Consider the following 12,689-nt stretch of genomic DNA (forward strand, 5'->3'; position numbering starts at 1 on the left):
CACTCAAGTTTTGTGCTGGAGTGTGTGGAGAGTCGTCGCCCTGGCGGAAGGGGACAGCGATGGGACGAGCGGTCGGAATCGACCTCGGAACCACGAACTCGGTGGTCGCCGTGCTGGAAGGCGGCGAGCCCACCGTCATCGCCAACGCCGAGGGGGCCAGAACCACCCCCTCGGTCGTGGCGTTCGCCAAGAACGGCGAGGTGCTGGTCGGGGAGGTGGCCAAACGGCAGGCCGTGACGAACGTGGAGCGCACCGCCCGCTCGGTCAAGCGGTACATGGGCGACGCGCACTGGCGCTTCCCCGGCGAGGGCGACGTGGACGGCACCCGCTACCGGGCGCAGGAGCTCTCCGCGCGGGTGCTGCAGAAGCTGAAGCGGGACGCGGAGTCCTACCTCGGCGAGGACGTCACCGACGCGGTGATCACCGTCCCCGCCTACTTCGACGACTCCCAGCGCCAGGCGACCAAGGAGGCCGGTGAGGTCGCGGGCCTGAAGGTCCTGCGGATCATCAACGAGCCGACGGCCGCGGCCCTCGCCTACGGCCTGGACAAGGAGAACGACCAGACGGTGCTCGTCTTCGACCTCGGCGGCGGCACCTTCGACGTGTCGCTGCTGGAGATGGGCGAGGGCGTCATCGAGGTGAAGGCCACCAACGGCGACACGCACCTCGGCGGCGACGACTGGGACCAGCGGATCGTCGACTACCTGATCAAGCGCTTCAAGGGCCAGAACGGCGTCGATCTCGGCACCGACAAGATGGCCGTGCAGCGGCTGCGTGAGGGCGCCGAGCGGGCCAAGATCGAGCTGTCCAGCTCGACCGAGACGACGATCAACCTGCCCTACATCACGGCCTCCGCCGAAGGGCCCCTGCATCTCGACGAGAAACTGACCCGGGCCCAGTTCCAGGAGCTCACCGCTGATCTGCTGGACCGCTGCAAGGCGCCTTTCCACCAGGCGGTCCAGGACGCCGGTGTGCAGCTCTCGGTGATCGACCACGTGATCCTCGTCGGCGGCTCGACCCGGATGCCCGCCGTGACCGACCTGGTCAAGGAACTCACCGGCAAGGAGCCGCACAAGGGCGTCAACCCCGACGAGGTCGTGGCCGTCGGCGCGGCGCTCCAGGCGGGCGTCATCCGCGGCGACGTCAAGGACGTGCTGCTGCTCGACGTCACCCCGCTGTCCCTGGGCATCGAGACCAAGGGCGGCATCATGACGAAGCTCATCGAGCGCAACACCACCATCCCGACCCGGCGTTCGGAGATCTTCACAACGGCGGCCGACAACCAGCCCTCGGTCGGCATCCAGGTCTACCAGGGCGAACGCGAGATCGCCGCGTACAACAAGAAGCTCGGCGTCTTCGACCTGACGGGCCTGCCGCCGGCGCCGCGCGGTGTGCCGCAGATCGAGGTGGCGTTCGACATCGACGCCAACGGCATCATGCACGTCTCCGCCAAGGACATGGCGACCGGTCGCGAGCAGAAGATGACCGTCACCGGCGGCTCCGCCCTGCCCAAGGACGACATCGACCGCATGATGCGCGAGGCCGAGCAGTACGCCGAGGAGGACCGGGGGCGCCGCGAGGCCGCCGAGACCCGCAACCAGGCCGAGCAACTCGTCTACCAGACCGAGAACTTCCTCCGCGAGAACGGCGACCGGATCCCGGCCGACACGAAGAGCGAGGTCGAGTCGGCCGTCGCCGAGGTGAAGGAGCAACTGCAACAGCAGGCGGACACCGCCGCCCTGCGCGCCGGCGTCGAGAAACTCGCCTCCGTCAGCCAGAAGATGGGCCAGGCGATGTACGCCCAGGCCCAGCAGACCCCCACCGAGGAACCCTCCGGCACCCCCCACGATGAGGAGGGCGTGGTCGACGCGGAGATCGTGGACGAGGACAGGGACAAGGACAAGGGCAGGGACAAGCAGGATCGACGCGACGAACAGGGAGGTGCCGCCTAGCGGAAGTCGAGTACGAGATCAGCACTCGGCCGCAGCCTCGCCCTACTCTTCGCACGCCTGGCCGAATAGTCGGCCGCCCATCTGGACCAGGTCGAGCAGGCCCGCCACGCCTACGACAGCGAGAGCTAGCGTCCGGTGGCGACCGGCGGCAGGGTCGCGCAGACCGCGTCCAGGACGGTCGCGTACGGCGTGCCGAAGTCGGTGAGCCTGGAACGGAGCTGGTCCAGGCCGTCCCGGTGCTCCGCCAGCAGCTCGGTGTCGCCGGTGCGGGCCGCGAACTCCAGGACCGCGGGCAGGAAGTCCGGCGGCTCCTCGCCGGTGGTCTCCAGGCCGTGCGCGCGGTACAGCTCCTCGGAGGGCGCCGGGGCGGCCTCGCGCCAGACGCTCAGATACAGGCTGTGGTCCTGCCCGGCCTCGAACACCTCGACGTAGTGCGCGGCCAGTTCCATCGGCGGGGTGACGGCCGCGTGGTCGGCGAACTCCCGCAGTTGCGGGGCGGCTTCGCGCAGCAGCGGCAGCCGGGCGCGGAAGTCGTCGTCGGGGTACATCAGGCACAGTGCGGCCGCCTGGTACAGCACCTCGAATCCGGGCATCGGACCTCCTTCGCGTGCGCTCCCTTGCCTGCCCCGTCATCCCGACGCTAGGGGCGGGCCGGGGAGCACACCTGCCGACGGCGCCCGTACGGGTCAGAACCCGTGCCATGACGTCAGGGCGGAAGGGGAGTGCCACGACGCCGAAAGCGCTGTGCCGCCAGCTCGCGAGCGCGGTCACGCACCCGCGCGGCACCGCGGAGGCTCAGTAGCGCTCGCGGTACTCCCGCAGCAGCTCCTCCGTGCGCTGCGCGGAGCCCGCCCGGGCCGTCATGTGGTCCAGCACCTCCAGATGCGCGGAGACCTCCTTGCGGGAGTCCAGGTACAGCGCTCCGGTCAGATACTCGGTGAAGACCATGTCGGGCAGTTCCGGCTCGGCGAAGCGGAACAGCGAGAACGGCGCGTACGTCCCCGGGTGGGGGCCGTCCGCGAACTCCGCGATCTGGAGTGTGACCCGGTCGCGTGCGGCGTACTCCAGCAGCTTGTCCAACTGGTCGCGCATCACCCGGCCGTCGGTGCTCACCGGGCGGCGCAGCACCGTCTCGTCCATGATCACCCACAGGTGCGGCGGGTTCGGGCGGTCCAGGAGCCGCTGCCGCTCCATCCGCAGCGACACATGCCGGTCCACGGCCTCCGGCCCGGCGTTCGCGATGGTGCCGGCCTGCATCACGGCCCGTGCGTACCCCTCGGTCTGCAGCAGCCCCGGCACGAAGTGCGGCTCGTAGGACCGGATGATCCGGGCGGCGCCCTCCAGGCTCACGTACAGGCTGAACCACTCCGGCAGCACGTCGTGGAACCGCTGCCACCAGCCCGGCCGGTTCGCCTCCTCGGCGAGGTCGACGAACGTGGTCACCTCGTCCTCGGCCACCCCGTACGCCGTCAGCAGGATCTGCACGTACGGGATCTTCAACGCGACATCGGCGGTCTCCATCCGCCGGACCGTCGCGGGGGCGACGCGCAGCACCTTGGCGGCCTCGTCACGACTGAGGCCCGCGGCCTCGCGCAGCTCCTGCAGCCGCTTGCCCAGGACCACCTGGCCCACGGTGGGTGCGGCCCGCCGTTCACTCACGCCACGCCTCCCCAACGCGCCCAAGCCTGCGATCAGTCTGTCACGTCCGGTAGGCAGCGTCACAGGGATCGCACCGAGGAGATCGCCGGAAACGGAGGAACGGCTCGGGCATGACCCCGCGGGTAATCGACCGGGCGCGGCCGGAACGGGATCGTGAACGCACCGGTTCCCGGGCCGGCGCACTCCGGCCCGGGAACCGGCCCAAGCCGCCGCACCACGACCCGACGGAGGGTGATCCCCCATGTCCGCGATCCAGCTCGCCGCACTCGCCCGGACCTCCGAGCCGCAGTCGACGCTGCGCCGCTTCCTCGCCCTGGACGCCGTGGTGACCGGCGCGAACGCGCTCGCCTACCTGGCGTTCTCCGGCCCGCTCGGGCGATTCCTCGGCGTCGGCTCCGCCCTGCTGCTCGCCCTGGGCGCCTTCCTCGCCGTCTACGCGACCGGCGTGGGCCTGCTGGCCGCCCGCAGGCAGCCGCCCGCGCTCGGCGTGCGGGCCGTCGTCGAGGGCAACCTCGCCTGGGCGGCGGTGAGCCTTGCGGCCCTGGCGCTGTGGCTCACGCCGAGCACGCCGGGCGCCGTGTGGACGGTGCTCCAGGCCCTGGTCGTGGCCGGGTTCGCCGTACTCCAGCACCTGGCCCTGAGGGCCCGTCAGGGCATGAGCGTCTGAAGGTACTTGGCCGTCGCCGGGTCGGCCGGGAGCAGTGTCTCGATGGCCAGCTCGGCGACCGTCACGTCCATCGGCGTGTTGAACGTGGAGATCGACGAGATGAACGACAGCGTCCGCCCCTCGTGCTCGATCCGCAGCGGCAGGGCGAAGTACGGCACCGGCTCCGACGGCTCGTCCGCCGGATCCGCGTCGGGCGCCGGATAGGCCGCCACCTCCTCGTACAGCGCCCGCAGCGGCTCCGAGCGGTGCAGCGCGATCTGCCGCTCCATCTGCTCCAGCAGATGACCCCGCCAGGCGCGCAGATTACGGATGCGGGGCGCGAGACCCTGCGGGTGCAGGGCCAGTCGCATCGCGTTCAGCGGCGGTTCCAGCAGCCCCTCGGACACGCCGTCGACCAGCGTCATGATCCCCCGGTTGGCCGCCACCACGTTGTACAGCGCGTCCACCACCAGCGCCGGATACGGGTCGTAGCCGCTGATCAGCCGCTCGATGCCCTCCCGCAGCGCGTCCAGCGCCGGGTCGTCCAGCGGGGTCTCCGGGTAGCGGGGGGCGTATCCGGCCGCCAGCAGCAGCGCGTTGCGCTCCCGCACGGGAACGTCCAGATGCTCGGCCAGCCGCAGCACCATCTCCTCGCTGGGCCGGGAGCGGCCGGTCTCGACGAAGCTGATGTGCCGGGCCGAGGAGTCCGCGCGCAGGGCCAGCTCCAGCTGGCTGACCCGCCGCTGCTCCCGCCAGGCCCGCAGCAGCGGGCCCACGCCCCGCTCGGCGGTGGACGGGTGAGAGGTCATGCCGCGACCGTAGTCGAGAACCGGTCGTGCCGGACAGACGCACCCTTCTGACCAGGGCCTCGACCGCCCCGCTGTGGCAGGCTGAGAGGACACAGCAGCCAGGGAAGGAGCGCGGCCCATGCCCGTCGAACCGCTGTCGCAGAAGGAGGTCGAGGACCGGCTGGCCGAGCTGCCGGGCTGGTCGCTCGACAGGGACCACCTCATCCGCTCCTACCGGCTCGGCTCGCACTTCTCGGCGACGGCGATGGTCGTGCACATCGCCCAGGTCCAGGAGGAACTGAACCACCACTCCGACCTGACGCTCGGCTACAACACCGTCTCCCTGGCCGTGCACACGCACAGCGCGGGCGGCGCCCTCACCGAGAAGGACTTCGAGCTCGCCCGCAGGGTGGAGGACCTCGCCCCCGGGCACGGGGCACACTGACCGGGTGCTCGACTACGACAAGGAAGCGGAGCGGTACGACGCCTCGCGCGGCGGCGAGCCCCGGGCGGCCGCCGCCGCGCGAGCCGTGCTGGGCCTCGTACCGCCGGACACGCGCAGTCTGCTCGACGTCGCGTGCGGCACCGGCATCGTGACCCGCCGGCTCGCGGCCGCAGGCGACGGCATGCGGGTGACCGGCGTCGACCTCGCCCCCGCGATGGCCCGGCAGGCCTCCACCCGGCTCCCCGGCGCCGTCGTGCGCGCCGACAGCCGCCGGCTGCCCTTCCGGGACGGACAGTTCGACGCCGTGTGCAGCGTCTGGCTGCTGCACCTGGCCGCCGGGCCCGCCGAGGTGCGGACCATCGTCGGCGAGTGCGCCCGGGTGCTGCGGCCCGGCGGGGTCTACGTCACCACGGTCGACAAGGCCGCCTCCCACAACGTGGGCAGTGACATCGATGTCGTGCTGTCCTCCCGGCCGCCCAGCCCGGTCCGGGACGCGGCGGCGGACGTCGAGTCCTGCGCCGCCGCCCACGGCCTGGTCCCGGTCGGGCAGGCCCGTTTCACCGGTCACGGCCAGGGCCGCAGCCCTCGCCGCACGATCGCCGACCTGCGCCGGGGCTGGTTCGTCACCCTGCCCCCCGGTGACCCGCTCGCCGACGGATTCGCCGCCCGCCTCGCAGACCTCCCCGACCAGGACCGGCCCCGCCCCGACCCGGTGTTCAGCCTGCGGTCGTTCCGGAAGGCCGGGGGAACGGAATTGCGAGGGCGAGGGCGGGCGTGACGGAGGCGGAGCGGCCGGGCAGGTACCGGCCCCCAGTCGGCCGCCGCCGCGAGAAGGCCCTCCGCCGCGGGGGGCGCTCACCGTGTTCGGCGTGCGCCCCCGGAGGCACCCCTCAGGTGACCGTGCAGCTCCTGTCGCCCAGTGTGAAGGCGGCCGGATTCGTGTTCGTGTTCGACCGGCTCGCCGTGAACCCGAAGCTCACCGACGAACCCGCCGCCACGTTCGCGTTCCAGCCGACGTTCTTCGCTTTCACCGCCGCACCCGACTGTGTCGCCTCGGCGTTCCACGCCTGGGTCAGCTTCTGACCGTCGGGGAAGGTCCAGCCGAGCGACCAGCCGTTCCAGGTGGTCGTGCCGGTGTTGGTGAGCTGGACGTCCGCCTGGAAGCCGCCCGACCACTGACTGGTGACCTTGTACGTCACCTTGCAGGCGCCCGTCGGCGTCGGATCGGGGCCCTGCCCCGGATCCGTGGTGCCGCCGCCGGAGCTGTCGCCGTAGATGACGCCCCGGCCGTTCGTCGAGACGTAGACCCGGCCGTACACCCGCGGGTCGCCGGTGATCGCAGCGCCCGTCCAGCCCCACTGGTGGGTGTCGTCGTTGATGCGGGTCCAGCTCGCGCCCTTGTCCGTGGAGCGGAAGATGCCGCGGACGCCACCGATCTTCGCGCTGGTGTAGAGGGTCTGGTAGGAGGCGCCGGGTGCCGCCTTGCCGAAGCCGACGGTGTCGGCCTGCTCGACGTTCGGGACCTTGGTGAAGCTCGCCCCGCCGTCCGTGGAGCGCCACAGCCCGTACGCGCCGTCCGTCGCGCCGCCCGCCAGCCACACGTCGCCCTTCCCGCCCGGCAGGGCCTTGAAGCGGACGCTGTCGCCGCCCGGCAGCCCGGTGGCAGGCGACTCCTTGAAGGTCGCCCCGCCGTCCGTGCTGACGTAGAACGTGCCGGACTTGAAGCCGTAGAAGGTCTTCGGGTCGACCCGGTCCGACTCGACGATCGCCCCGGCGGGAATCCCGGCGGACGCCTGCCACGACGTGCCGAAGCCCGTCGTGTGGTGCACGCCGGCGCCCTCGGGGCTCCACACGAACCGGCCGCCGTCGGCCGCCGACGCGACCGTGCCGCCGCCGCTCACGCCCGAGGGGTCGGTCCCCGCGAACCAGTTGGCGCCGTTGTCCGTCGAGAACGCGATGTGCGGCCCCGAGTCGAGGTTGCCCACCCGCACCACGGTGTTCGGGTTCGACTCGGCGAAGTCCAGGCTCGTGGTCGTCGTGAAGTTCGGCTGGGTGAACATCATCGACGGCACCTTCGTCAGGTCCGTGTGCCGGAAGCCGCCGATGTCACCGAGCGCGCTCAGCAGCGGGGCGCCGGACGGGGGAGAGGCGAGGTCGTTGACCGCCGTCTCCTCCAGGCCCCGCACCATCGGTTTGACGGCGAACTTGCTGCCGCTGTCCCAGTTCGTGAGGTTCTCGGTGCCGTAGATCGTGGCGCCCGTTCCGTACATCATGCGGTCGGAGTCGAACGGGTCGATCTCCAGCGCCTCGGTCATCCAGCCCAGCTTCGGCGTCTGCTCGGGCGGTTGCGGGTTCGCGCCCCAGGTCAGCCACGGCGAGGACGAGACGTCCATCGTGTAGCGGTTCTCGCGGTTCGGGTACGACGTGTAGTCCCACGCCCTGGTCCAGGTCCCACCGCTGTCCGTGGAGCGGAAGATCTGCGTGTCCGGCCACCAGGCGCTGTACGCGGTCGCCATGACCGTGCCCGGCTTCTGCCGGTCCAGCGTGAGCCCGCTGAAGCCGTAGAAGGTGTCGGCCTCCGCCACCGGGCTGATGTCCGTCCACGCCCCGGTCCCGGTCGTGTACCGCCACAACCGGCCCTTGCCGCCGTCGTACGGGCCGCCCTTGTCGCTGTAGGCGAGGTAGAGGTGGCCGTTCTCCGCGTCCAGGACGCCCTTGTGGGCCAGGTAGCCGGTGGGCTGCCCGGCCAGCCGCTGCCAGGACGCGCCCGCGTCCGTCGACCGGTACACCGCGTTGTCCTTGTCGGCGACCCCGACGTAGATCGTCTTCGTGGCGCTCCCGGCCGAACCCGTGGACTCGTCGAAGGTGACCCAGACGATGCCCTGGTTGTCGCTGGAGTAGCCGGACGTGTCGCTCGGATCCGCCACGTAGGTGCCCACGTTGGGGAAGTTCGCGACCTGCGACCAGGTCACGCCCGAGTCCGTCGACCGCCACAGCCCCTTGCCGCTGGGCGCGCCCAGATACAGCACGCTGTTCCGGTTCGGGTCGACGGCCAGCCGCTCGCCCATGCCCCGCCCCGGCATGTTCCCGCCCAGCTTGAACGGCAGGACGGTCTTCCGCCAGCTCGCGCCCCGGTCGGTGGAGCGCATCACCGCACCGTTCTTCGGATCCCAGCTGTTCGTGTACGTCCCGACCGCCGCGTACACCCGGTTCGGATCGACGGAGTCGGACGCGATGCCGACGACGCCCGTGTGCCCCCAGTCGTTCCACCCGACCGAGTCCAGCAACGGCGTCCAGGTCTTGGAGGACTCCTGCCAGCGGTAGGCACCGCCGATGTCCGTGCGGGCGTACGCCAGGTTCTTCTCGGAGCGGTTGAAGACGATGCCGGGTACGAACCCGCCCCCGTCGATCCGGGCGTTCTTCCAGGTGTACGTATCAGCGGCGAGCTGCGCCTTCGGGGGATCGGCGGCCAGGGCGGCGGGGGCGCCCGACAGCAGGCCGGCCGCCAGCGCCAGCCAGGCCGTGAGGATACGGGTTCTTCGCACGGTGGGGGTCCTTCCGTGAGGGGGAACGTGCGAGGGCCGGGCGGCTCCCGTGCGGGGGGAGCCGCCCGGCCGTGGTGGCCCCGCGTCAGGTGCGGGGCCACGTACGCGGAGCTTCGGACGCGCCTGCCTTCACGTGGGGAGCGCCCGGCGGGGTTATTCGAGAAGCTCCGCGTACGAGCCCATGGCCAGGGCGATGTCCGCCTGGGCCCAGAACCGGTGATACGTGAACGACGGCACCGCACCGCCCGCGAGATAGCTCTCGATCTTCGACCAGGCCGGATCGTCCTCGTAGAAGGACCGGATCGAGTCGAACGTCGACGACGAGTTGATCGCGTCACCGTTCGGCATCGTGCCCGTCCAGCCACTGGGGATGTACACCGGGTCGTCGAACCGGTTGTAGTCGGCCCGGTTCTCCGGGACCGCGATCCCGAGCGCGTCCTGGTGGTTGGCCCACATGCCGTCCAGCAGCTTCTTCGCCGCCGCCGCGGCCTCCGTGTCACCGGAGCGGTCGGCGTAGTACGTCAGGGTCTTGGCGTACGCGGCCGCCACGCCGACGTCGTTGGTGTAGTCGGCGACGGTGACGTGCAGCCCGCTGTTGGAGCCGGGGCTGGAGGCGTTCCAGGTGTCGGGCTGGCCCGACCACTGCAACGTCGACGGGATGCGGTAGGTGCCGTCCGGGTTGAACGTGGTCTTGGACAGCGCCCAGTCGACCCACTTGTCGAGGACCGCCTTGGCCTTCGCGTTCCCCGTCTGCTGGTACAGCTCGGCGACCCGCTCCACGGACCACGCCTGGAAGCCGAACCACTGGTTGGACGGCGGGTCGTGGTACACGGGCTTCTCGTCGTAGTACATGCCGTAGAACGTCGACTTCCCGGCGGGCGGGGTCGCGTACCGGCCCGCCCAGCTGTTCGTCGCGCCTCCGGCGATGGCGCCCTCGTCCGACTGCAGCCAGCGGTAGAACTCCAGCTGCCGGTCCATCGACTTGGCCCAGTCCGCCGCACCCGTCGCCGACTTGGGCTTCAGCGGGGCGTAGTTGCCGAGCGCGTAGGCCGCGAGGGGGTTCTGGTAGCCGCCGTGGGCGTGGCTGGAGCCGATGCGCCAGGCCCAGCCGGCACTAATGTCGGTGGCGCCGCCCCAGGCGTAGTACCAGGACATCAGGTAGAACGAGGCGTCCTTGCCGGTGCCCGCCGGGCAGGTCGAGGGTCCGACGCAGTTGCCGACCTTCTTGAAGTACTTGTCGAACATGGAGTAGCGCAGGTAGTCGCCCATCTTGGCGGCCTTGCCGACCGTCGCGGAGACGTCCCCGCCCTTGCCCTGCTCCTTGGCCCACAGGTCCGCCCAGTAGGCGGCCTGCACGGCCCGCGCGTCGGCGTCCGGCGCGTTGGTGAACTTCCACTGCTTGGCGTAGGAGGCGTCACCGGTGAACAGGTCCAGATAGCCGTTCTTGCCGCCGTACTTGAAGGCGTCGCAGGTCGGCTGCGGCACCGTCTCCCACACCGACTCCTGCGCGCCGCGCTGGAAGGTGTTGATGTACGACGGGCCGGTGTCCGACGGGCCCGCCTCGCACTTGCCGGGCGAGTTGCCGTAGCCGTAGACGTTGTCCACGTCCTGCAGCCAGTGCATGCCGTAGACGTCGTCCGTGCCGTAGGCGCTCTTCAGCTCGCTCGCGATCGGGTCGGAGCCGACCGCGACACCGCCGTCGAGCTTGGCCGGGTACTCGTTCGGCGTGTCCAGCTCGGGCGCGTAGGTGGCCGGCTTGGAGGCGTTGTAGAAGGAGTTGGTGGGCTGGTCGGCGTGGGTGGGGATCATGTACTTCTCCATGAGGTCCCACGCGCCGTTGAACTTCGACCAGTCACCGGTCACCTTGCCGTACATGGCCTGGAGCCACAGGAGGTAGCTGTACGCCTCCGACGTGGTCTCGTGGCCGTGGTCCGGCGCCTCGACGATCAGCGTCTCGACCGAGTGGTAGGGGATGCCCTCGGGGGAGAAGTAGCCGTTCGCCGGGTTGGTGATCTTCCCGTAGAGCTCCAGGAAGCGGGCGTCGTACACCTTCGCCGCCGCCAGCTGGGTCACCGTGACCGAGGCCTTGGCGTGGCCCTGCGCCGTCGACTCGAACACGGCGGAGCCGGTACCGGAGCCCGCGGCCGTGACGGTCACCTTCTGCGCGGTGTTCCAGTTCTGCGGCGTGAAGGTCAGCGAGGCGCCGGCCGAGACCGACAGCCCCGAGTTGCCGCTCGCGCGGGCCGAGGCCACCGTCACGTTCGCCGAAGGCTGCTTGGACAGCCTCACCTCGTAGGTGCCCGACTTGCCCGACTGGACGCCCAGTTGGAGCGGCGAGGCGACGACGGTCGGGCCGGAGGCGACGGTGATGCCGACCGGGGTGGAGTCGGCGGACGCACCCATGCTGTCGTACGCCTTCGCCACCAGCGAATGACTGCCCACGGTCAAATCTGAGACGGAGAGTGCGTAGGGCGCGCTCGTGTCCGTGCCCAGCAGCTTGGTGTCGTCGTAGAACTCCACCTTGCTGATCGTGGCGTTGTCCGCGGCGGCGGCGGTGGCCGCGAGCGGCACCGCCTGGCCCTGGGTGTAGACGGCGCCGGCGCTCGGGCTGGTCAGCACGGCGATCGGCGGCTGGTGCGCGCCGGTGCAGGGAGTGCCGTTGACCGAGAAGGACGTCGGCGCGGTGTTGCCGCCGCTGTAGGAGAACTGGGCGCCGGTGGAGACGGCGGCGCCCGCGGCGACGCGCGCGTTGTGGGAGGCGTTCTTCACGGTGATGTTCTGGCCGGACTGCGACCAGGTGCCGTTCCAGCCGTTGCCCAGCTTCTGGTTGCCGGAGTAGGCGTACGTCAGCGTCCAGCCGTCGATGACGTCCGTGCCGCGGTTGGTGAGGGTCAGGTCCACCGTGAAACCGGAGCCCCAGTCGTTCGTCTTGTAGTCGACACTGCACTGAAGTGCCGCTGCCTGCGCGGGAGTCGACCCCGAGGAGAGCATCGTCAACGGAAGCGCGAGAGCTGCGAGGGCGGCGGTCCACAACCGCCGTACCGCTCCGCGTCTCCGGGGTGGGGGATGCATGGTGCTGGTTCCTCCTTGCGGCTCGGAGAAGTCAAGGCTTGAACCAGTGGGAGCGCTCCCATAGTGCGGACTCGTCAGGTATCGGTCAAGGTCCTTGAAGAGTCGAAAAGATTCGACGGCCCCCGTTGAGCAAAAGTCAGCAACTCCCCTGTTCTTTACCGTCACTTGGCGCTACCTTCCTTGACACCAGTGGGAGCGGTTCCATCAGTCGACGCGTCCGTCACGGCGCGCCCGACCTGCAAGGAGTCCGCTCATGCGACACCCCCCGCGTTCAGTACTTTGAGCCGCCGCCGGCGTGAGCCGCCGCGTGCGGCGGACAGTTGCTGCCCCGCGTCGGCCGCGTACGGCGCCGCGCCGGCTCCGGCATGCCCGCGAAAGTCTCACCGCGCCTGAAGAACCCCCCACGCAACCGCGGAAATCGCAAGGAACCCAACGGAAGAGGGACCCCCACTCATCTTGGCGTTTAACATCGCAGGTCACTCGTCCTGCTGACCTGCGGTTCTTCCCGGGACAGCGTGGGCGGCCGTTCTCCACGCTTCGAGATGTCGAGTAACGAAGTGCGAGAGAACGGCCGCTGCGCAT

Annotated in this window: 9 protein-coding genes; 4 read left to right on the forward strand and 5 right to left on the reverse strand. The window is 70.5% G+C overall.

What is annotated here, in order from left to right; genetic code table 11:
• The first annotated feature begins 59 nt into the window (after positions 1-59).
• Positions 60-1,952, forward strand: coding sequence for a molecular chaperone DnaK (dnaK, locus tag G3I77_RS32975; RefSeq protein ID WP_248509554.1), 1,893 nt, complete (start codon positions 60-62; stop codon positions 1,950-1,952).
• A gap of 125 nt (positions 1,953-2,077) precedes the next feature.
• On the opposite strand, the gene G3I77_RS32980 is transcribed toward dnaK, so the two are convergent.
• Both G3I77_RS32980 and G3I77_RS32985 read right to left on the reverse strand, forming a co-directional pair.
• Positions 2,078-2,545 carry a nitrate reductase molybdenum cofactor assembly chaperone gene (locus G3I77_RS32980; RefSeq protein WP_248509556.1) on the reverse strand — a complete coding sequence of 156 codons (468 nt, stop codon included), beginning with the start codon at positions 2,543-2,545 and terminating at the stop codon, positions 2,078-2,080.
• A 202-nt stretch (positions 2,546-2,747) separates the two neighbouring features.
• The gene (locus G3I77_RS32985) at positions 2,748-3,611 is read right to left on the reverse strand and encodes a helix-turn-helix transcriptional regulator (protein WP_248509558.1); all 864 of its coding nucleotides are present in this window, start codon (positions 3,609-3,611) and stop codon (positions 2,748-2,750) included.
• Positions 3,612-3,852: 241 nt separating this feature from the next.
• Between G3I77_RS32985 and G3I77_RS32990 the strand changes: the two genes are divergently transcribed.
• Positions 3,853-4,278 carry a hypothetical protein gene (locus tag G3I77_RS32990; RefSeq protein ID WP_248509560.1) on the forward strand — a complete coding sequence of 142 codons (426 nt, stop codon included), beginning with the start codon at positions 3,853-3,855 and terminating at the stop codon, positions 4,276-4,278.
• Here the strand turns inward: G3I77_RS32990 and G3I77_RS32995 are convergent.
• Entirely contained in the window at positions 4,260-5,066 is an 807-nt protein-coding gene (locus tag G3I77_RS32995) for a helix-turn-helix domain-containing protein (protein ID WP_248509563.1), read from the reverse strand. The genes G3I77_RS32990 and G3I77_RS32995 overlap by 19 nt on opposite strands.
• A gap of 118 nt (positions 5,067-5,184) precedes the next feature.
• Between G3I77_RS32995 and G3I77_RS33000 the strand changes: the two genes are divergently transcribed.
• Both G3I77_RS33000 and G3I77_RS33005 read left to right on the forward strand, forming a co-directional pair.
• The gene (locus G3I77_RS33000; protein ID WP_248509569.1) at positions 5,185-5,490 is read left to right on the forward strand and encodes a 4a-hydroxytetrahydrobiopterin dehydratase; all 306 of its coding nucleotides are present in this window, start codon (positions 5,185-5,187) and stop codon (positions 5,488-5,490) included.
• 4 nt (positions 5,491-5,494) lie between these two features.
• Positions 5,495-6,268 carry a class I SAM-dependent methyltransferase gene (locus G3I77_RS33005; RefSeq protein ID WP_248509570.1) on the forward strand — a complete coding sequence of 258 codons (774 nt, stop codon included), beginning with the start codon at positions 5,495-5,497 and terminating at the stop codon, positions 6,266-6,268.
• A gap of 112 nt (positions 6,269-6,380) precedes the next feature.
• Here the strand turns inward: G3I77_RS33005 and G3I77_RS33010 are convergent, their stop codons facing one another.
• Together G3I77_RS33010 and G3I77_RS33015 are read right to left on the reverse strand one after the other, a co-directional pair.
• Positions 6,381-9,035 (reverse strand): cellulose binding domain-containing protein, encoded by a 2,655-nt coding sequence (locus tag G3I77_RS33010; RefSeq protein WP_248509576.1) that lies wholly within the window; start codon positions 9,033-9,035, stop codon positions 6,381-6,383.
• 153 nt (positions 9,036-9,188) lie between these two features.
• Complete coding sequence (locus G3I77_RS33015; protein ID WP_248509579.1) at positions 9,189-12,107, reverse strand: glycoside hydrolase family 48 protein; 2,919 nt, start codon at positions 12,105-12,107, stop codon at positions 9,189-9,191.
• Between the last annotated feature and the right edge of the window lie 582 nt (positions 12,108-12,689).

The organism is Streptomyces sp. D2-8, from assembly GCF_023184515.1.
GTDB lineage: Bacteria > Actinomycetota > Actinomycetes > Streptomycetales > Streptomycetaceae > Streptomyces.

Excerpts from the sequence above, each read along its gene's own strand:
- dnaK (WP_248509554.1), top strand. The coding sequence starts at position 60 with ATGGGACGAGCGGTCGGAATCGACCTCGGAACCACGAACTCGGTGGTC.
- G3I77_RS32980 (WP_248509556.1), bottom strand. The coding sequence starts at position 2,545 with ATGCCCGGATTCGAGGTGCTGTACCAGGCGGCCGCACTGTGCCTGATG.
- G3I77_RS32990 (WP_248509560.1), top strand. The coding sequence starts at position 3,853 with ATGTCCGCGATCCAGCTCGCCGCACTCGCCCGGACCTCCGAGCCGCAG.
- G3I77_RS32995 (WP_248509563.1), bottom strand. The coding sequence starts at position 5,066 with ATGACCTCTCACCCGTCCACCGCCGAGCGGGGCGTGGGCCCGCTGCTG.
- G3I77_RS33000 (WP_248509569.1), top strand. The coding sequence starts at position 5,185 with ATGCCCGTCGAACCGCTGTCGCAGAAGGAGGTCGAGGACCGGCTGGCC.
- G3I77_RS33015 (WP_248509579.1), bottom strand. The coding sequence starts at position 12,107 with ATGCATCCCCCACCCCGGAGACGCGGAGCGGTACGGCGGTTGTGGACC.